Below are 18505 nucleotides of genomic sequence, written 5' to 3' on the forward strand. Positions count from 1 at the left end.
CCCAGATCGTCAGCGCCCTGCGGCCCTTGACGCTGAACCACAGAGGATCGTCGCCGACGACGGGCCGGGCGAGGTGCTTCGGCAGGGCCCGCAGGTAGCGGTCGAGGCACAGCGCCGTCGCGCGGCCGAACGGCAGGGGCCTCTCCTTGTCGCCCTTGCCGATGACGTACAGCACGTTGATGCCGAGGTCGAGTTTGTCCTGCGTCCGCTCGGTCACCTCCGACAGGCGCCCCCCGGTGTCGAGGAACATCATCAGCAGGGCCTTGTCGCGGCGGTCCTGGAACGTCCGGCCCTTGCACGTGTCGAACAGCTTCTTCAGTGCGTCGTCCGGGATCACGGGCACGATGACCTCTCCGGTCTCCGGCGGCTTCATCGTGCGCATGGGGGAGCGGAGCATCTCCTCCTCCTCGACGAGCCACCGGAAGAACGTCTTCAGGCTGCGGAAGTGCTGGTGCGCGTTCCCCGCGGACGTCCGGTCACGGATGCCGATGATGTGCGCCTCGACGTGCTCGCGGTGGATACCGCGCTCGCCCTCCAGCTCGGCCGGCGCCGGGCGGCCGTCCTCGTGCTCGGGGGAGTAGGCGAGGAGGAAGTCTCGGAAGCCCTCGACCGCGCGGCGGTAGATCCGGATTGTGTTCGGGGAGCAGTTGCGGGCCGAGAGGGAGCGCACCCATGAGGTGGCGAGGGGCGCGAGGTCGTACGGCGTCGGGTCGTCGAGAGCGGCTGTGGGCATGGGGCCTCCCGAGCGTGTTCGTGTTCGCGTACACAGACAGTGACATCCTGCGGGGTGTCCTGTCTCGCGGTTGGGGTGCGAATCCACGCTATCGAGGGGAAGAGCGCTTGGTGTGTGACCGCTACGCTTACGGGCCAATCCGGCGACCGGGGCGATTGTGGCTGGTCAAGTGGTGTTTGCGCCCGCGGCAGGACTCGAACCTGCGGCCAAGCGCTTAGAAGGCGCCTGCTCTATCCACTGAGCTACGCGGGCCGGTGTGTGGCATGTGGTGCGGCCGGGCTCTGTGGATCCGGGACCTTGCCGGGACAAGGATAAAGGTCCTGTGAGCTCGACCGTACAACGCTTCACCGCTGGGGGCGCCTGTGGAGGTTCGGTGAAGCGTCCTGATAATCGCAGGTGGGCCTGATCCGCGCATCGCTTTTCTCCCGCCGCTACTGCTGTGTTGTGCAGTCGTTACCGGTGGGCGATCCGGGGGCCGGGATGCGGCGGGGCCCGGTGGGGTGCGGGGCGGGGGCGGGGTGATCCGTCGGTGATATGTGCGGGTGGGGCGGGGTCGGGTCGCCGCGGGCTCGCGCATCCGTGGGGCGCTTGGCGCGCGCACGCGTCATATCCTTCCAAAATTCACCAAAATTGGGCATTCTGCGCATGTGGTGTCCTTGGAGGTACGGCCGGAAATGCTGAGCGCTCTCACCGAGCTGCGGGAGCGCGTCGCCGCCGCGCGGTTCCCGCTGCCCCTTGCGGGGGCGGCGAGGGCCGGACGCGGGCAGGCTGAGCTACTGGCGCAGCTCGACGACTATCTGGTGCCCCGGCTGCAGAGCCCTGACGCCCCCCTGCTCGCCGTGGTCGGCGGATCCACCGGCGCCGGCAAGTCCACGCTCGTCAACTCCCTGGTCGGGCGGCGCGTCAGCGAGGCCGGCGTGCTGCGGCCCACGACCCGGCTGCCGGTGCTGGTCTGCCATCCCGAGGACCGGGAGTGGTTCGAGGACGACCGGATCCTGCCCGGCTTCACCCGGGTCTTCGCCACCGTGGGCGAGGAGGAGGCCGAGGAGGAGGAGCGCCGGGACGGCGGCGGGCGCTGTCTGCGCGTCGAGACCGACCCCGGCCTGCCCCACGGGCTCGCCCTGCTGGACGCCCCCGACATCGACTCCGCGGTCCGGGGCAACCGGGAGATCGCCGCCGAGCTGATCTGCGCCGCCGATGTGTGGGTGCTGGTCACCAGCGCCTCCCGGTACGCCGACGCGCTGCCGTGGAACCTGCTGCGCAGCGCCAAGGACCTCGACGTATCGCTGGTCACCGTCCTGGACCGGGTGCCGCACCAGGTCGCGAGCGAGCTGTCCCGGCAGTACGCGGCGCTCCTGCACCGCGGCGGGCTCGGGAACACCCCCCGCTTCACCATTCCGGAGCTGCCCGAGTCCGCCGGCGGTACGAGCGGACTGCTGCCCGCCTCCGCCGTACGGGAGCTGCGTGACTGGCTCGCCCACCGGGCGCAGGACCCCGCCGCCCGGGTTCTGGCCGCCCGGCGCACCGCCCGCGGCGCCCTCGCGTCGCTGCGCAAGCGGCTGCCCGCCCTGGCGTCCGCTTCCGCCGCGCAACTGGCCGCCGCTCTCCGTATCGCGCAGCGCGTCGATACCGCGTACGACGAGGCGATCGAGCGCGTGCAAAGGGAGGTCGCCGAAGGTGCCGTCCTTTCCGGCGACGCACTTGCGCTCTGGGAGAGCCGGCCGGGGGACGACGGCGAGTTCCTCGACGCGGTCGCCGTCGGGCTCGCCGCCCTGCTGCACTGCGCGGTCGCCGCCGCCGACGAGCGGGCCGCCGCCGATCTGCGGCGTGAGCAGGCGGCCGTCGCCGCCGGACTCGACCGCAGGCCCGACGAACCCGAGGACCCTCTGCAGCGGATCGGGCTCGCCGCCCGGCGCTGGCGGCGGTGCCTGGAGGAGCTCGCGGACGAGGCCGTACGGGAGAGCGAGCGGGCCGCCGACTCCGATGCCGAGGAGGCCGCCGCCCTGATGGCCGTAATCCTGCTCGGCGGAGAGAAGCGCGCACGGCCCGCGGCGCAGGCGCTCGGGGCGCTGCTGGGCGCCGAGGGTGCGCGCGCCTACTACGACCGTGCGCGGCACCTGCTCATCGCGTACCTCGACCGCGTACTCGAGGACGAGCGGACGCGGCGGCTGGCGCCCGTCGACGCACTGCAGGCCGCGCCGGACCAGCAGGTGGAACTGATCGCCGCACTGTCCGTACTGGAGAAGCTGAGGGAGAAGCGGTGATGTGGGACGACGGGCTGATCGCGCGCCGCGCGGCCGAGCACGAGGACAACGCCGCCATGGCGCAGGGCGTCCGGCTGGACGACGACCCGTGGCTCGCCGCGCAGGCGTGGCAGGAGCCGCTGGAACTGACGTCCGCCGCCGAGGTGGACGCGACGCCCCCCGGGCCGCGCGCGGCGGAGGACGCCGACCGCCTCGACTGGGAGCCCACCGGGCGGCACCAGGTGTCCGGCCCGTTGCGCGGCCGGCTGGAGGCCCTGCGTGAGCTGGTGGGGCTGTCCCGTACGAGGCTGGACGGGCGGATGCTCGCCGAGGCGGGACGGGTGCTCGACGAGGCCGCCGCCCGTCAGCGGCTCTCCCTCGACCACACCGTCGTCGCCATCGCCGGAACCACCGGCAGCGGCAAGTCCTCCCTCTTCAACGCGCTCGCCGGCTGCACCCTCGCCGAGGTCGGCCCCCGCCGGCCCACCACGGAGGAGACCGGCGCCTGCGCCTGGCGCGGACCGCACGACGACGCGCCGCTGCAGCTGCTGGAACGGCTCGGGCTGCCCGCCCGCGCGCCGCGTCCGCAGCGCGACGACCTGGGGCTGCGCGGTCTCGTCCTGCTCGACCTGCCCGACTTCGACTCGGCCGTCGAGGAGCACCGCGCGGAGGTGGAGAAGCTGCTCGGCCGGGTCGACGCGGTGATCTGGGTCGTCGATCCGGAGAAGTACGCGGACGCGGTGCTGCACGAGCGGTATCTGCGGCCCCTCGCGCGGTACGCCGAGGTCACCTTCGTCGTACTGAACCAGGCCGACCGGCTGCCCGGAGAGGCGTGCGACCAGGTTCTCGACGATCTGCGGCGGCTGCTCGACGAGGACGGCCTCGCCCTCGGCGAGCACGGCGAACCCGGTGCGATCGTGCTCGCGGTGTCCTCCCAGACCGGCGAGGGGATCGAGGAGCTGCGGTCGGAGCTGGTCACCCTGGTCGGGGAGCGCAGCGCGGCCGAGCGGCGGCTGGCCGCCGATCTGGACGGGGCGGTGGCCCGGCTGGAACCCGTGTACATGTCGGAGGGCCCGGCGGGGCTGAGCGGGCCCGCGCGGGAGGAGTTCGAGGACCGGCTCGCCGAGGCCGTGGGCGCGCGCGCCGCCGGGGTCGCGTCGGAGCGGCGGTGGCAGCAGGAGGCCGAGCGGGCGTACGGGTCGTGCTGGGGGCAGCTGTGGGGCTGGTACCAGATGCGGCAGGCGGAGGCCGTGGTGGCCGGGGCCGATCCGGGGGCGGCGCTGGTGGGGGCGCGGCTGGCGGGGGTTGTGGCGGGGCTGCGGGAGGACGGCGGTACGGGCGGACTCGAGGGCGATGCCGGCGGCGGGCCCGGGGGCGATGCGGTGAGCGAACCCGGGGGTGGTGCGGCGGGCGAAACCGGGGACGATGCGGCGGACGAATCCGCGGACCGCGGGGCTGCGCGTCGTAAGGACAAGGCGGCCAGGAAGGACGCCGCCCGCAAGGCGAAGGCGGTGGCGCGCGCCAAGGCCGCCAGGAAGGCGAAGGCGCGCCGGGCGGGGAGCGTTGCGGGCAAGGGCGTCGAGGAGCGGGGCGCGGCGGCCGTCGCCGCGTCGCGGCCCGTCGTCGAGCAGGCCGTACGGTCCCTTGCCAGGACCGCGGCCGCGGGCCTTCCCAACCCCTGGGCGCAGGCGGTGCACGAGGCCGCGGCGCGGGGGACGGACGGTCTGGCGGAGGAGCTGGAGGGCGCGGCCGGGACGGTCGGGGCCGGGCACGCGCTGGAGCGGCCGCGGTGGTGGTCGGTGGTGGGGGCGGTGCAGAACGCGCTGTTCATGCTGCAGATGCTGTGCCTGCTGTGGCTGGTGTGCGCCGCGGTCGGAGTCGCCCATGTCTCCTGGCAGATGCTGCTCGGCTTCGCCCTCGTGTGTACGGGGAGCGGGCCGCTCACGGCGATCGTGTGCAAACTCGCGGCGCGGGGGCCGGCCCGTCGGTACGGGCAGGACACCGAGCGGCGCCTGCGCGAGGCGGCGGCCGGGTGCGGGCGGGCGCGGGTGCTGGAGCCGGTCGCGGCGGAGCTGCTGCGGTACAAGGAGGTGCGGGAGCAGTACGCGGTGGCTGCGGGCGGGGTGGCGCGGGTCTGAACCCTCGGGTGCGGCGTGGCTTTGAGGCTCGGGTCTGAGCCCTCGGGCGCGGCGTGGCTTTCAGGCGCGGGTCTGATCCGACCGGGTTTCACCCCTGCGGGTGAGCGAGTTGTGCACAGCGGGGCCGTCCTCCACAGGGGGTCGAGGACGGCCGCGCGGCGCGGAAACATGGGACGCGCAACGCCGACTACGGGGGAGGAGCCCGCAGATGTACAACACAGTGGTGACGGTGGTGGGGAACGTGGCGACCGCGCCCGACTTCCGTATCTCGCAGAACGGCACGCCGGCGGTCAGGTTCCGGCTGGCGTCGACGGAACGGCGGTTCGACCAGGCGGCCAACACCTGGGTGGACGGGCAGACGAGCTTCTACACGGTGTGGGCGTACCGCGCGCTCGCGGAGCACGTCGCCTCGTCGCTCTCGGTCGGTGACCCGGTGATCCTGCAGGGGAGGCTGCGCGTCCGGGACTGGGAGCACGAGGGGAAGCAGTACGCCGACACCCAGATCGACGCGTCCGCGATCGGACACGATCTGGCCCGGGGGACCTCGGCGTTCCACCGGGCGGCGCGGGGGAAGTCCCCGGACGAAGCGGCGCGTGAGGACGCCGAGCGCAGCGGCGAGCCGGCGCTGAGCGGGGCGGCCGGGTAGCGGCGGGGTGCGGGCGGCCGGGTAAGGGGCTGGGCGCGGGCGGCGGGGTAAGTGCGGGGCGCGGGGCGGGGGTTCCGTTCGGCCGGTTACGCCCGTTATCCGAGTGGCGCGGTGTAACGATTCCGTTCGGATCGACCGAACAGCCGGGGCAATTGGGATCCATGGGACGGGCCCTTCCCTAGGATTCCCGGATCGTCACGGCTGACCAACCGTGATCGCCACGGCTGACCAACCGTGAACCATTCGCTGGCGGGATCCCCCACGGACCAACCCGCCGGGAGGGGAATAAGTAAATGAACTCTGTACGTGGGCCGCGCCATGCCCTGCGGCCCGTCCGACTCACCGCGGCGCTGCTCGCCGCGGGCCTGATCGGCGCCGGCGCGATAGCCACCGCCGGGCCCGTCGCGGCCCAGGACTCTCCGCCCGCCACCGCGGGCGGGGCCACGGCCACCCTCGGCGGGCTCAAGGTCGCCGACAAGGCCGTGCTGCACAACGACGACGGTTCCACCGACGAACTCGGCGCCGGGCTCTTCGAGATGGACGTCGACGGCGGCACGACGCTGCAGACCTACTGCATCGACTTCGGCCACCCGACCCAGCGTCAGGCCAAGTACCAGGAAGTGCCCTGGGCGGAGTCCTCGCTGCACAACAACCCGGACGCGGGCAAGATCCGCTGGATCCTGCAGAACTCGTACCCGCAGGTCAAGGACCTCGCCGCGCTGGCGGGCAAGGCCGGTGCGGGAACGCTGAGCGAGCAGACCGCCGCGGCCGGCACCCAGGTGGCGATCTGGCGCTACTCGGACAAGGTGAACATCGAGGCCAAGGACCCGGCCGCGGAGAAGCTCGCCGACTACCTCTACGACAGCGCGCAGAGCACGGAGGAGCCCAAGGCGTCCCTGCGGCTGGACCCCGCGGCGGTCTCCGGCAAGTCCGGCGAGAAGCTCGGGCCGGTCACGGTGCACACCGACGCCGAGAGCGCGACGGTCTCCGTCTCCGCCGAGGGTGAGGCCGCCGGCGTCAAGGCCGTCGGCAAGGACGGCAGCCCGGTGACCAGCGTCACCGACGGTGCGGAGGTGTACCTCGACGTTCCGGCCGGGACGCCCGACGGGTCGGCGGCGCTGACCGCGCAGGCGACCACCACGGTGCCGGTGGGGCGGGCGTTCACGGGCATCGGCGAGTTCGCCAAGAGCCAGGTGCAGATCCTGGCCGGCTCCGAGCCGTCCACGGTGACGGCCCAGGCCGCGGCCACGTGGGCGAAGAAGGGGCCGATCCCGGCGGTCAGCGCGCAGAAGAACTGCGCCGAAGGCGGGGTCGACGTGACGGCCACGAACGAGGGTGACGAGTCGTTCCCGTTCGAGCTGGCGGGTGAGAAGTACGAGGTGCTGCCGGGTGAGTCCCGGACGGTGACCGTGCCGGTCGAGGAGGACCAGGCGTACAAGATCACGATCACCGGGCCGAACGGCTTCGAGAAGGTCTTCGAGGGCGTTCTGGACTGCGAGACCACGCCGTCCACGCCCACGCCGTCCGGCGAGCCCTCGCCGGCCTCGGCCGGCGGCTCCGACGGTGACCTCGCGAACACGGGTGGCAGCAGTGCCACGCCGTGGATCGCGGGGGTCGCGGTGGCGCTCGTCGTCGCCGGCGGGGCGACGGTGTTCCTCGTCCGGCGGAGGTCCGCGGGCGCGTGATCGCGGCGTTTCGTCCGGCGGGTGACCGCCGGGTGTGACCGTGGCGCCTTCCCTTGAGCCCGCTGGGCCCGGGGGAGGGCGTCGGCAGACCGTGAGGGGCCGGGTCCTGGCGGGGATCCGGCTCCTTGCGCAGGGGGTCGGGGGGTGTTGCCTCTCGGCCCCCGCGCGTTTGCCGGGCGCGGGCCGTTGCGGTGTGCGCGGGGGGCGTGGGCGTCGAACGGTCGCGTTGCGCTGCGGGGGCTTCGCCCCCCGGGCCCCTTTGCGGGCTGCGCCTGCGTCGCGCCTGCGCCCGCGTCGCGCCTGCGCCCGCGTCGCGCCTGCGCCTGCGCCTGCGTCGCGCCTGCGCCCGCGTCGCGCCTGCGGCGCTCGTCCTCAGACGCCGGACGGGCTGGATCGGTGCCGGTCGCGTGGGTTCTCGCAGGTGTCGTGACCAGCACGTCCGGATACCCCCGGGGGCATTTGCGTTTTCTTCGCGATCCCCCTACGGTGGTGGTCAGATACCCCCCTGGGTATGAGTGGACGCATCGGATGCGCCTCCGGTCCGGGAGGGTCTCTTCATGCACTCCCATATACCCTAGGGGGTATTTCGATGAACCTCCACTTCGCCCAGTACTACCTGGACTGCCTCTCCCAGGCCTCCTACCTGATCGCCGACCGGTCCACCGGGCGCGCCGTCGTGGTCGACCCGCGGCGGGACGTCTCGGAGTACCTGGCCGACGCGGAGGCCGGCGGATTCGTCATCGAGGGTGTGATCAACACCCACTTCCACGCCGACTTCCTCGCCGGGCATCTCGAACTCGCCGCCCGCACCGACGCCTGGATCGGGTACGGACGGCGAGCCGAGACCGAGTACCCCATCCGCCGCCTCGCACACGGGGAGCGCATCAGCCTCGGCAGCGTCACCCTGGAGATCCTCGAGACCCCCGGTCACACCCCGGAGTCGATCAGCGTGCTCGTGCACACGGGCGACGACGTTCCGTACGGCGTGCTCACCGGTGACGCCCTCTTCATCGGCGACGTCGGCCGGCCCGATCTGCTCGCCTCCGTGGGAGTCACCGCCGACGAGCTCGGCCGGATGCTCCACCGCAGCGTGCAGCACACCCTCATGGGGCTGCCCGACGAGGTGCGCGTCTTTCCCGGTCACGGGGCCGGTTCGGCCTGCGGGAAGAACCTGTCCACCGAGCGGCAGTCCACCATCGGCGAGCAGCGGCGTACGAACTACGCCTGCGCGCCCATGTCCGAGGACGACTTCGTCGCCCTGGTCACCGCCGACCAGTCCGCCGCTCCCGGCTACTTCGGCTACGACGCCGAGCTCAACCGCCGCCACCACGCCCTGTACGACGAGGGAGCGGCACCCGCGGCGCTGGCCGCGGAGGACTTCCTGGCCCGCCGCGCGGCCGGGGCCGTCGTCGTGGACGCCCGCGACCCGCAGGAGTTCGCCGCCGGGCATCTGCGCGCGGCGCTCAACGTACCGCTGGACGGCCGCTTCGCCGAGCAGGCGGGGACCGTCCTGCGCCCCGGCCAGGAGGTGCTGGTCGTGGCCCCCGAGGGCCGGGCCGCCGAGGTCGCCACGCGGCTGGCCCGCGTCGGCTTCGACGGTACGGCGGGTCATCTGCCGGACGCCGAGGCGGTGTTCGCGGCGCACCCGCACGAGACGGCCCGCGCGAGCCGGGTCACCGCCGCGCGCCTGCGCGGCGCGCTCGACGGCGGGGAGCCGCCGGTCGTCATCGACGTCCGGGAGGCCGGGGAGCGGGCGGGCGGCGCGATCGCCGGTTCGCTGCACATTCCGCTGCCGGAGCTGCCGGCGCGCCTGGCCGAGATCCCCCGCGAGCGTCCGGTCGTCCTGCACTGCGCGGGCGGCCACCGCTCCTCCATCGCCGCCAGCCTGCTCCGGTACGCGGGCCATCCCGACGTCTCCGATCTGCTCGGCGGTTACGGCGCATGGCAGGCGCTGTACGCCGCCGCGTGATACCGCACACCCACCGAACCCCCGAAGGAACCCGCATGACGACCCCCCACGCCCCCGCCACCCTCGACGTCGCCGCGCTGCGCGAGCTGTCCGCCGACGATGCCGGCCCCCGGCTGCTGGACGTGCGCACGCCGGCCGAGTTCGAGACCGCGCACATCCCCGGCTCGTACAACGTGCCCCTCGACACCCTGCGCGAGCACCGCGCCGAGCTGCGGCGGCACCTCGACGAGGACGTCGTCCTCATCTGCCGCTCCGGCGCCCGCGCCGGGCAGGCCGAGCGTGCCCTCGCCGAGGCCGGGCTGCCGAACCTGCGGGTCCTCCAGGGCGGCATCGTCGCCTGGGAGGCCGCCGGGGCGCCGGTCCGCCGCGGGCGGCAGCGGTGGGAGCTGGAACGGCAGGTGCGGCTGGTCGCCGGTTCGATCGTGCTGGTCACCGGGCTCGCCGGGCTGGCGGTCCCCGGGCTGCACCTGATCGGTACGGCGGTGGGCGCGGGGCTCACGTTCGCCGCGCTCAGCAACACCTGCGCGATGGGGATGCTGCTGTCCAAGCTCCCGTACAACCGCGGTCCGCGCGCCCGCGTCGAGGACATCGTCGCCGCGCTGGGTGACGGCGCCTCCCGTCCGTGACCGCGCTGCTCCTCGCCGCCGCGCTGCTCATCGGTGTCAGCCTGGGGCTGATGGGCGGCGGCGGGTCCGTCCTCGCGGTGCCGGCGCTCATGTATCTGGGCGGACTCGACGCCCAGGAGGCGATCGCCACCTCGCTCTTCGTCGTGGCCGTCACCAGCGCGGTGGCGGTGGTACGGCATGCGCGCGCCGGGTGTGTGCGCGGGCGTACGGGGGTGCTGTTCGGTGTGAGCGCGATGGCGGGGGCGTACGCGGGCGGGCGGTTGGCCGGGTTCGTGTCGGAGACGGTGCTGCTGGTCGCGTTCGCCGTGATGACGCTTGCCGCCGCGGTGGCCATGATCCGGGGTCGGGGCGAGGGTGCGCCGGGTGCCGGGGCGGACGTGCGGCGGCTGGTGCTGTACGGCGCGGGGGTCGGGCTGGCCTCCGGGTTCGTCGGGGCGGGCGGCGGCTTCCTGTTCGTGCCCGCGCTGGTGCTGCTCGGCGGGCTGCCGATGGCCCAGGCCGTGGGGACCTCGCTGCTGGTGATCACGTTCAGCTCGACGGCGGCCCTCGCGGGGCAGCTCTCGGCCGTACGGCTGGACTGGGGGCTCGCGATCCTGGTCGCCGGTGTCGCCGTGGCCGGCAGTCTTCTCGGCAGCCGGTATGCGGGGAGGCTGGCGCCCGATACGGCTCGGCGGGCCTTCGGCCTGCTGGTGCTGGGCGTCGGGGGGCTCGTCCTGCTGCTGCAGTTGCCTGCGGCGGTGCTGCACGGGCTGTTCGCGGGGCCGCCGTTGTGGGCGGCGCTCGGGGCGGCTGTGATGGGGGTGGCCTGTCGGCTCACGTGCCGGCGGGTGGGGTGAGGGCAGGCGGCTTTGTATACCCCCTGGGGTAATATGGGATCCCTGAGTCGGTCATGCGGAGGAGGCACCCGGTGAAGGTGGAAGAGGAAGCGTCGGCTGCTGTGCTCAACCGGCTGCGCCGGGCGCAGGGGCAGTTGGCCGGTGTCATCTCGATGATCGAGGCCGGGCGGGACTGCAAGGATGTTGTGACGCAGTTGGCGGCGGTGTCGCGGGCGTTGGATCGGGCGGGGTTCAAGATTCTGGCCAGTGGGATGCGGCAGTGCCTCGTGGCCGAGGCGGATGGTGGTGAAGCGCCGCCGATGAGTGAGGAAGAGCTCGAGAAGATGTTCCTCACGTTGGCGTGAGGGGCGGGCCGCTGGGCGCGTCGCGCTGCGGGGGCTTCGCCCCCGGGCCCCCGTTGCGGGCTGCGCCCGCAGTCGCGCCTTCGGCGCTCGGCCTCAAGCGCCGGCCGGGCTGGGTTTGGGTCCTGAGCCCTGGTGCCTGGTGGCGGGAGTTTCGGCGCTGCGCGCCTCGGCCTCAAACGCCGGCCGGGCTGGATGTGGTCCTGCGCCCTGATGCCTGGTGGCCGTGGTCGCGCCTGGCGGCGCTCGGCCTCAATCGCCGGCCGGGCTGGGTTTGGGTCCTGAGCCCTGGTGCCTGGTGGCCGGGGTTTCGGCGCTGCGCGCCTCGGCCTCAAGCGCCGGCCGGGCTGGATATGGTCCTGCGCCCTGATGCCGCGTCGTCCCGGTGTGAAGCGGTCGTGGGCGGGCCGGAGTGTCCGGCCCGCCCACGCGGGTGGTGTCTGTCGGGGCGGAGTCTCAGGCCTTTTCTCCGGCCTGCTGGCCCTGCTGTTCCGCCACCTGGCGCTTGACCTCGTCCATGTCGACCTCGCGGACCTTGCCGATCAGTTCCTCGAAGGCCGCCGGCGGGAGCGCGCCCGGCTGGGCGTAGAGGACCACGTTGTCCCGGACCGCCATCAGGGTCGGGATGGACGTGATCTCGAAGGCCGCGGCGAGCTCCTGCTCCGCCTCCGTGTCGACCTTCGCGAAGACGATGTCGCCGTGCTTCTCCGCGGCCTTCTCGAAGACCGGCGCGAACGCGCGGCAGGGCCCGCACCAGGCGGCCCAGAAGTCGATGAAGACGGTGTCGGCGCTCGACACGACCTCGTCGAAGTTGTCCTTGGTCAGCGTGATCGATGCCATGCGGCTCCGTCCTCTCTCGGTCTTCATACCCCGGCGGGTATAGCGTCCCGCCCCCGTCGGATATTCCGCCCGGCCGCCCACCGAGCGTGACGGTGCCACTACCCACCCGTCCCGGGGCCTACTCGTTTTCGTCCGGCGACCCGCGTCGGGCAAGATGGACCTATCTGCCCATCACTCGATCCACACTGCCGGATGGTTTCTCTTGGCTGAGTTCATTTACACCATGCGCAAGGCGCGCAAAGCGCACGGCGACAAGGTGATCCTCGACGACGTCACCCTGAACTTCCTGCCCGGCGCGAAGATCGGTGTCGTGGGCCCGAACGGCGCCGGTAAGTCCACGGTGCTGAAGATCATGGCGGGGCTGGAGCAGCCCTCCAACGGTGACGCCTTCCTGTCGCCCGGCTACACCGTCGGCATCCTGCTGCAGGAGCCGCCGCTCGACGAGTCCAAGACCGTGCTGGAGAACGTCCAGGACGGTGTCCGCGAGACCAAGGCGAAGCTCGACCGCTTCAACGAGATCGCCGAGCAGATGGCCACCGACTACTCCGACGCGCTGCTCGACGAGATGGGCAAGCTCCAGGAGGACCTGGACCACGCCAACGCCTGGGACCTCGACGCCCAGCTCGAGCAGGCCATGGACGCCCTCGGCTGCCCGCCCGGCGACTGGGCCGTCACCAACCTCTCCGGTGGCGAGAAGCGCCGCGTCGCGCTCTGCAAGCTCCTCCTCGAGGCGCCCGACCTGCTCCTCCTCGACGAGCCCACCAACCACCTGGATGCCGAGTCCGTCCAGTGGCTGGAGCAGCACCTCGCCCAGTACCCGGGCACCATCGTCGCCGTCACCCACGACCGGTATTTCCTCGACAACGTCGCCGGCTGGATCTGCGAGGTCGACCGCGGCCGGCTGCACGGCTACGAGGGCAACTACTCCAAGTACCTCGAGACCAAGGCCGCGCGCCTGAAGGTCGAGGGCCAGAAGGACGCCAAGCGCCAGAAGCGCCTGAAGGAAGAGCTGGAGTGGGTCCGCTCCAACGCCAAGGGCCGCCAGGCGAAGTCCAAGGCGCGTCTGCAGCGGTACGAGGAGATGGCGGCCGAGGCCGACAAGATGCGGAAGCTGGACTTCGAGGAGATCCAGATCCCGCCGGGTCCGCGGCTGGGCAGCGTCGTCGTCGAGGTGCAGAACCTCTCCAAGGGCTTCGGCGACAAGCTGCTGATCGACGATCTGTCGTTCACCCTGCCCCGTAACGGCATCGTCGGCGTGATCGGCCCGAACGGCGCCGGCAAGACCACGCTCTTCAAGATGATCCAGGGCCTGGAGCAGCCGGACTCCGGCGCGATCAAGGTCGGCGAGACCGTCAAGATCTCCTACGTCGACCAGTCCCGGGCCAACATCGACCCGAAGAAGACGCTGTGGGCCGTCGTCTCCGACGAGCTGGACTACATCAACGTCGGCCACGTCGAGATGCCGTCCCGGGCGTACGTGTCCGCCTTCGGCTTCAAGGGCCCGGACCAGCAGAAGCCGGCCGGCATCCTCTCCGGCGGTGAGCGCAACCGGCTGAACCTCGCGCTCACCCTGAAGCAGGGCGGCAACCTGCTGCTCCTCGACGAGCCGACGAACGACCTCGACGTCGAGACGCTCTCCAGCCTGGAGAACGCGCTGCTCGACTTCCCGGGCGCCGCGGTGGTCGTCTCCCACGACCGCTGGTTCCTGGACCGCGTCGCGACGCACATCCTCGCGTACGAGGGCGACTCGAAGTGGTTCTGGTTCGAGGGCAACTTCGAGTCGTACGAGAAGAACAAGATCGAGCGGCTCGGTCCGGACGCCGCGCGCCCGCACCGCGCGACGTACAAGAAGCTGACCCGGGGCTGACCCTTGGCTCGGCATACCTACCGCTGCCCGCTGCGCTGGGCGGACATGGACGCTTTCGGGCACGTCAACAACGTGGTCTTCCTCCGCTATCTGGAGGAGGCGCGGATCGACTTCATGTTCCGCCTGGCGCCGCAGGGAGAGACCGCGTCGGGAGACACCGCGTCCTTCAAGGGCGGGTCGGTCGTCGCCCGGCACGAGATCGACTACAAGCGGCAGCTGATACACCGGCACGAGCCGGTCGACATCGATCTGTGGGTGACGGAGATCAGGGCCGCGTCGGCGACGATCGCCTACGAGGTGAAGGACGACGACATCGTCTACGTCCGGGCCTCGACCGTCATCGTGCCGTTCGACTTCGCGGCCGGCCGGCCGCGCCGGCTCACCGCCCTGGAGCGCGAGTTCCTGGGCAAGTACACCGAGTCCGATGAGAGCGCCGCGTGAGACTCGTCTTCGCCCGTGAGGGGGAGGCGGCGGGACTCGCCGCCTTCCTCCAGCGGCTGCTGCGTTACGACCGCGCCGCCGCCGTACGCCTGCAGGCCTCCAGCGAGGCGCTCGCCGTCTTCGGGCGGGCGCCCGCGCTGGACGTGATCGTCGTCCGTACGGCCCGGCTGGCCGAGGCCGCCGAGCTGGACGTGACGGTCTCGGCGGGCGAGTTGCTGGAGTCCTTCGACGCCGCCGGGGCCACCGTCCCGGCCGCCGTCACCGGCTCCGCCTGGGCGGGCCTGCTCCCGCCGCGCAGCGGCTGGATCCCGCACCCGGGGCTGCCGCCGGCCGCGGACCTGCGCGGTGCGGTCGGCGCCGCGGTCGCCGAGTTCAAGTCGCGGGTCGAGATCCTGCCCGAGGACAAGCGCACGCGGTCGGAACTCGACCGGATCGGCGCCGACATCTGGGGCCGTACCCTCGGCGACACCCCCCTCCCGCTCCGCGCCGCCCACGCCGCCCACGTCTTCGGCCTCCTCTCCCCGGACGCGGAGGCGACCCTGCTCACGTCGGGCCCCTGGCTGCGCCTGCGCACGCCGTACGGCTCGGTCGCGGTCCGCCGGACGGGCGGGCTGCCGGGGCTGAGCGTCAGCCCGGTCTGACAGGGCCCGCCCCCGGAAGGGCGGGCCCCACGCTCCCCGCCCCCGGAAGGGCGGGCCCCACGCGCTACGGCAGATACGCGCACCAGTCGTCCGGGCAGCCCACCCGGTACGCCTTGGTGACCGTCTCCGTGAGCGCGCCGCCCGTCAGGTCCTGGGCCGTGACCCGCAGCGAGACGAAGCCCTGCTCCAGGGGCGGGACCGTGACCTGCCAGGTCGCGTCCTGCGTGCGGCGGACCGGCGCCGTACGCCACGTCGTGCCGCCGTCCGTCGAGTACTCCACCCCGGCCCGGGTGAAGGACGTCCCGGTTGCTCCGTGCTGGTGGTCCAGGGCCAGGGCGAAGGTGAACTCCTCGCCCACCGGCGCCTGGTTGAGGCCGTTCAGCGGCAGGTCGTAGCGGACGTCGATGAGCGGCAGCGCCTGTTCGCCGCCCGCGTGGCCGGAGCGGAAGCGCCACTCGTCGCTGACCCGGGTGCCGAGCGCCCAGTCGTAGACGTCCCGGCTCGTGGTCGCCGTCAGCCGGTACCAGCGGCTGTCGGACGGTACGTCGAAGGACGCCCTGCCGGGGTAGTCCACCCGGTCCAGCAGCGTGCCGTCGTCCGCCCGGAGCACGGTCTCGCCGTCGTCGAGCCTCGGCATCCGGTCGGTGGCGTGCCCCGCCGCGTCCGACAGCTGGGTGACGTCCACGCGCAGCCGGTCGCCGTCGCGCACCGCGGCCGGATCGTCCTGCTGCAGCGACGGGTTGAACGGGGCGGACAGCCAGTGGTCGCGCGCCGTCTCACCGGCCCGGTAGACCCGTGCCTGACCGTACTGCGTGCCGAGCGCCCCCTCGTCCAGGGCGTACTCGAAGGTCGCGGTGCGCCACGGGACGCCCGGGATGTAGTACGCCCTGACCCGCTCGGGGGCGCGGATCGTGGCCAGGTGCTGGTTGACCGTCAGGCCGTCCAGCTCCTCCCACGCGTACAGGCCCTTGGGGTCGTTCGGGTAGCCCGTCGTGCGCAGGTCGTGCTCCACGGGGGCGAGGTCCGCGCGGCTGTCCACCCAGTGCGTGGCGCCGGGGACCTTCCCGGTGACGGAGTGGAAGGTGTTGTACACCGCGTCGGGGTTGCGCTGCCCCTTGATCCGCAGCGTGACCGGACCCTCCGCCAGGCGCCGGCGCAGCAGCGTCGGACCGGGTTCGTCGGTGCGCAGCACCGGGTCGCCGGGGGTGATGGCCGGCCAGGCGTTCGCGGAGAGGATCACCGCGGGGTTCTTCGCCTTGAGCGCCGCGTACCGGGCGGCCCGTTCGGCCGACGGCACGGTGTAGCCGGGCGAGAACAACACGATGCGGCCCTCGACGTCCAGCGCGTCCAGTCCGGTGCCGTCGCCCGCGTCCACCACCTCGGCGGTGACGTCCCAGTCGAAGCGCTTCCAGTGCATGATGCCGACCGGGATGTCCTCGGCGTCCTCGCCGGTGACGGTGGCCAGTACGTACGGCAGCTGCCAGCTCCCCGCCGCGAAGTACGTCAGGCCCGGGATGCCCTCGCTGGGCACCGCGTACGTGGCGAAGCGCCCGGTGTACAGCGGCGAGACGAGTCCCTGGTCGCCGCCGGGCGTGCGGGACAGCAGGCCCGCCACGGAGCCGCGTTCGGTGGGCCGGGCGTCCGGGTCGTCCACGCCGAGCGTGACGGGCTGGGCCCCGCTGACGTCCGCGGTGTACGAGCGGTCGCCGTCGAGGGTGAGGCGTTCAGCGAAGACGACGGAGTTGCGGCCCAGTTCGACGGAGCCCTCCAGGTCGTACTCGTAGACATGGCCGATCAGCCGGTAGTCGCCGGCGGGCAGCCGCAGCGACTTGGCCTTCGTGGACAGGACCACGTAGTCCATGGCGCCGGTGCGCTCGTTCTGCACCAGGACCGTCGTCGAGGCCCGGTCGACGCCCGGCCGCACCGCGCCCGGGTCGATGGTCAGGGTGTACGACGGGGCCTCCGCCGTGACGCCGACGGGGGTGCGCAGGGTGGGCTGGTCCTCGCCGGTCGCCGTCAGCCATGCGCCGTGCCGGCCCGGGGTGACCGCGGCCGGGTCGACGGTGACCGTGGCGGAGGCGGTGCCGCCCGCCGGGACGGTCAGGGACCGCGGGGAGACCGACACGGACTCCGCGCCGTTCACCTTCAGTGCCAGCTCCCGGGCGGTGTCGCCGGTGTTGCGGTACGTCACCGTGCGGGTGATCCGCCGGTCGCCGTACGGCCAGCTCAGCTTCGCCGACACCGCGACGGGCGAGGCGCTCAGCGCGGTGCGCAGCGCGCGGTCGACGCGGACCTGGCCCGCGCCCTGGTCGTACACCCCGGCGCCGTCGACGTCCTGCGCGGTGCCGACCAGCGCCGCCTTCAGCTGCGCGCCGGTGAGCTCCGGACGGGCCTGTGCCAGCAGCGCCGCGGCGCCGGAGACGTGCGGGGTGGCCATCGACGTACCGGACAGGGAGGCGTACCGCGAGCCCACGGCCTGCGCGGCCAGCGTGCCCTCGGCGCGCGCGGCCACGATGTCGCTGCCCGGCGCCGTGATCTCCGGCTTCACGCCGGCGTCGGTCAGGGCCGGGCCGCGGGAGGAGAACTCCGACATCTCCCCGGACTTGGTGACCGAACCGACGGTCAGCGCGCTGGGCGCGGCGGCCGGGCTGCCGATGGAGTCGTACGCGCCGGTGTTGCCGGCCGCCAGCACGAACAGCGGGCCGTCGCCGGCGGAGAGCTCCTGAACGGCCTGCACCATCGGGTCGGTGCCGTCGGCCGGCCGGTCCGAGCCGAGGCTCATCGACACGATGTCCGCGTCCTGATCGACCGCGGCCCACCGCATGCCCTCGATGATCCAGCTCTCGTAACCGGAGCCGCCGCCGTCGAGCACCTTGCCGGAGACCAGCTCGGCGTCCGGCGCCACGCCCTTGTACCGGCCGCCGGAGGCCGCTCCGGAGCCGGCGATGGTGGAGGCGACGTGGGTGCCGTGGCCCACCCGGTCGACGCCGTCCTCGTCCCAGGTGAAGTCCTTCGCCGCGGTGACCTTGCCCGCCAGGTCCGGGTGGCCCGCGTCCACGCCGGTGTCCAGCACCGCCACCTTCACGCCCTTGCCGGTGTACCCGGACCGCCAGGCCGCGGGCGCGCCGATCTGCGGCACGCTCTCGTCCAGCGAGGCCTTCACCCTGCCGTCCAGCCACAGCTTCGCGCCGGCGGCCGAACGGCCCCGTACGGCGGTGAAGTCCGCCCACGCCCGCGCCGCCTCGGACTTGCCGAGCCGCTGCGCGACCAGGCCGCCCAGCTCCCGCCTGCCGCGGGCGCCCGCCAGCTCGGGGGCGCCGGCCGTGGCGATCACGGGGATGTCGGAGCGGCGGGCGTCGTCGTAACCCATCGACACCAGGCCCGTGATGTCGAACAGCCGCCGGTCCAGACGGCTCTCGCCGAGGGCCGCGCCCGCGTCCAGCGGGATCACGTACTCGTGGTCGTCCAGCCGCATCCGGGTGAAGGCCGCGTACTCCCG

General features: G+C 73.0%; 14 protein-coding genes and 1 tRNA gene. 11 read left to right on the plus strand and 4 right to left on the minus strand.

The genetic code is table 11. From position 1 onward, the window contains the following. Nucleotides 1–733, minus strand: a 733-nt coding sequence (locus tag AB0M28_RS35385) for a tyrosine-type recombinase/integrase (RefSeq protein WP_365414038.1), incomplete at its 3' end; no start/stop codon positions are given. A gap of 179 nt (nucleotides 734–912) precedes the next feature. Then, nucleotides 913–985: transfer RNA gene (locus AB0M28_RS35390), tRNA-Arg, on the minus strand. Nucleotides 986–1380: 395 nt separating this feature from the next. On the opposite strand from AB0M28_RS35390, the gene AB0M28_RS35395 reads away from it, so the two are divergent. From AB0M28_RS35395 to AB0M28_RS35430, 8 genes are all read left to right on the plus strand, one after another. Next, the gene (locus AB0M28_RS35395; RefSeq protein ID WP_365414040.1) at nucleotides 1381–2997 is read left to right on the plus strand and encodes a dynamin family protein; all 1617 of its coding nucleotides are present in this window, start codon (nucleotides 1381–1383) and stop codon (nucleotides 2995–2997) included. Continuing rightward, nucleotides 2997–5114, plus strand: coding sequence for a GTPase (locus AB0M28_RS35400; RefSeq protein ID WP_365414042.1), 2118 nt, complete (start codon nucleotides 2997–2999; stop codon nucleotides 5112–5114). Before AB0M28_RS35395 ends, AB0M28_RS35400 begins: the two co-directional genes overlap by 1 nt. 208 nt (nucleotides 5115–5322) lie before the next feature. Then, the gene (gene ssb, locus AB0M28_RS35405) at nucleotides 5323–5760 is read left to right on the plus strand and encodes a single-stranded DNA-binding protein (protein ID WP_365414044.1); all 438 of its coding nucleotides are present in this window, start codon (nucleotides 5323–5325) and stop codon (nucleotides 5758–5760) included. Between the two features lie 293 nt (nucleotides 5761–6053). Then, nucleotides 6054–7445, plus strand: coding sequence for a Cys-Gln thioester bond-forming surface protein (locus AB0M28_RS35410; RefSeq protein WP_365414046.1), 1392 nt, complete (start codon nucleotides 6054–6056; stop codon nucleotides 7443–7445). 589 nt (nucleotides 7446–8034) lie between these two features. Further along, on the plus strand, nucleotides 8035–9414 hold the full coding sequence (locus AB0M28_RS35415; protein ID WP_365414048.1) for a rhodanese-like domain-containing protein: 1380 nt from the start codon (nucleotides 8035–8037) through the stop codon (nucleotides 9412–9414). A 35-nt stretch (nucleotides 9415–9449) separates the two neighbouring features. Beyond that, nucleotides 9450–10040, plus strand: coding sequence for a rhodanese-like domain-containing protein (locus AB0M28_RS35420; RefSeq protein WP_365414050.1), 591 nt, complete (start codon nucleotides 9450–9452; stop codon nucleotides 10038–10040). Continuing rightward, nucleotides 10037–10876, plus strand: a complete 840-nt coding sequence (locus AB0M28_RS35425) for a sulfite exporter TauE/SafE family protein (protein WP_365414051.1) — start codon at nucleotides 10037–10039, stop codon at nucleotides 10874–10876. The genes AB0M28_RS35420 and AB0M28_RS35425 overlap by 4 nt, the downstream gene beginning before the upstream one ends. Nucleotides 10877–10947: 71 nt before the next feature. Continuing rightward, a complete protein-coding gene (locus AB0M28_RS35430; protein ID WP_365414053.1) occupies nucleotides 10948–11220 on the plus strand; it encodes a metal-sensitive transcriptional regulator in 273 nt (90 codons plus the stop codon). Between the two features lie 453 nt (nucleotides 11221–11673). On the opposite strand, the gene trxA is transcribed toward AB0M28_RS35430, so the two are convergent. Beyond that, a complete protein-coding gene (gene trxA / locus AB0M28_RS35435) occupies nucleotides 11674–12084 on the minus strand; it encodes a thioredoxin (RefSeq protein WP_365414055.1) in 411 nt (136 codons plus the stop codon). A gap of 175 nt (nucleotides 12085–12259) precedes the next feature. Here trxA and ettA point away from each other — a divergent pair, with 175 nt between their 5' ends. From ettA to AB0M28_RS35450, 3 genes are read left to right on the plus strand one after another with little or no spacing between them, the layout of a single operon-like run. After that, nucleotides 12260–13924, plus strand: coding sequence for an energy-dependent translational throttle protein EttA (ettA, locus tag AB0M28_RS35440; protein ID WP_365414057.1), 1665 nt, complete (start codon nucleotides 12260–12262; stop codon nucleotides 13922–13924). 3 nt (nucleotides 13925–13927) lie between these two features. After that, a complete protein-coding gene (locus AB0M28_RS35445; protein ID WP_365414059.1) occupies nucleotides 13928–14365 on the plus strand; it encodes a thioesterase family protein in 438 nt (145 codons plus the stop codon). Further along, nucleotides 14362–15006: a hypothetical protein gene (locus AB0M28_RS35450; RefSeq protein ID WP_365414061.1), complete on the plus strand. Its 645-nt coding sequence runs from the start codon at nucleotides 14362–14364 to the stop codon at nucleotides 15004–15006. Before AB0M28_RS35445 ends, AB0M28_RS35450 begins: the two co-directional genes overlap by 4 nt. A gap of 64 nt (nucleotides 15007–15070) precedes the next feature. On the opposite strand, the gene AB0M28_RS35455 is transcribed toward AB0M28_RS35450, so the two are convergent. After that, nucleotides 15071–18505, minus strand: a 3435-nt coding sequence (locus AB0M28_RS35455; RefSeq protein WP_365414063.1) for a S8 family serine peptidase, incomplete at its 5' end; no start/stop codon positions are given.

This window comes from Streptomyces sp. NPDC051940 (genome assembly GCF_040680895.1).
GTDB lineage: Bacteria > Actinomycetota > Actinomycetes > Streptomycetales > Streptomycetaceae > Streptomyces.

Bases quoted from the DNA above. Each gene is read 5' to 3' on its own strand.
- AB0M28_RS35400 (WP_365414042.1), top strand. From the start codon at position 2,997: ATGTGGGACGACGGGCTGATCGCGCGCCGCGCGGCCGAGCACGAGGAC.
- ssb (WP_365414044.1), top strand. From the start codon at position 5,323: ATGTACAACACAGTGGTGACGGTGGTGGGGAACGTGGCGACCGCGCCC.
- AB0M28_RS35410 (WP_365414046.1), top strand. From the start codon at position 6,054: ATGAACTCTGTACGTGGGCCGCGCCATGCCCTGCGGCCCGTCCGACTC.
- AB0M28_RS35415 (WP_365414048.1), top strand. From the start codon at position 8,035: ATGAACCTCCACTTCGCCCAGTACTACCTGGACTGCCTCTCCCAGGCC.
- AB0M28_RS35420 (WP_365414050.1), top strand. From the start codon at position 9,450: ATGACGACCCCCCACGCCCCCGCCACCCTCGACGTCGCCGCGCTGCGC.
- trxA (WP_365414055.1), bottom strand. From the start codon at position 12,084: ATGAAGACCGAGAGAGGACGGAGCCGCATGGCATCGATCACGCTGACC.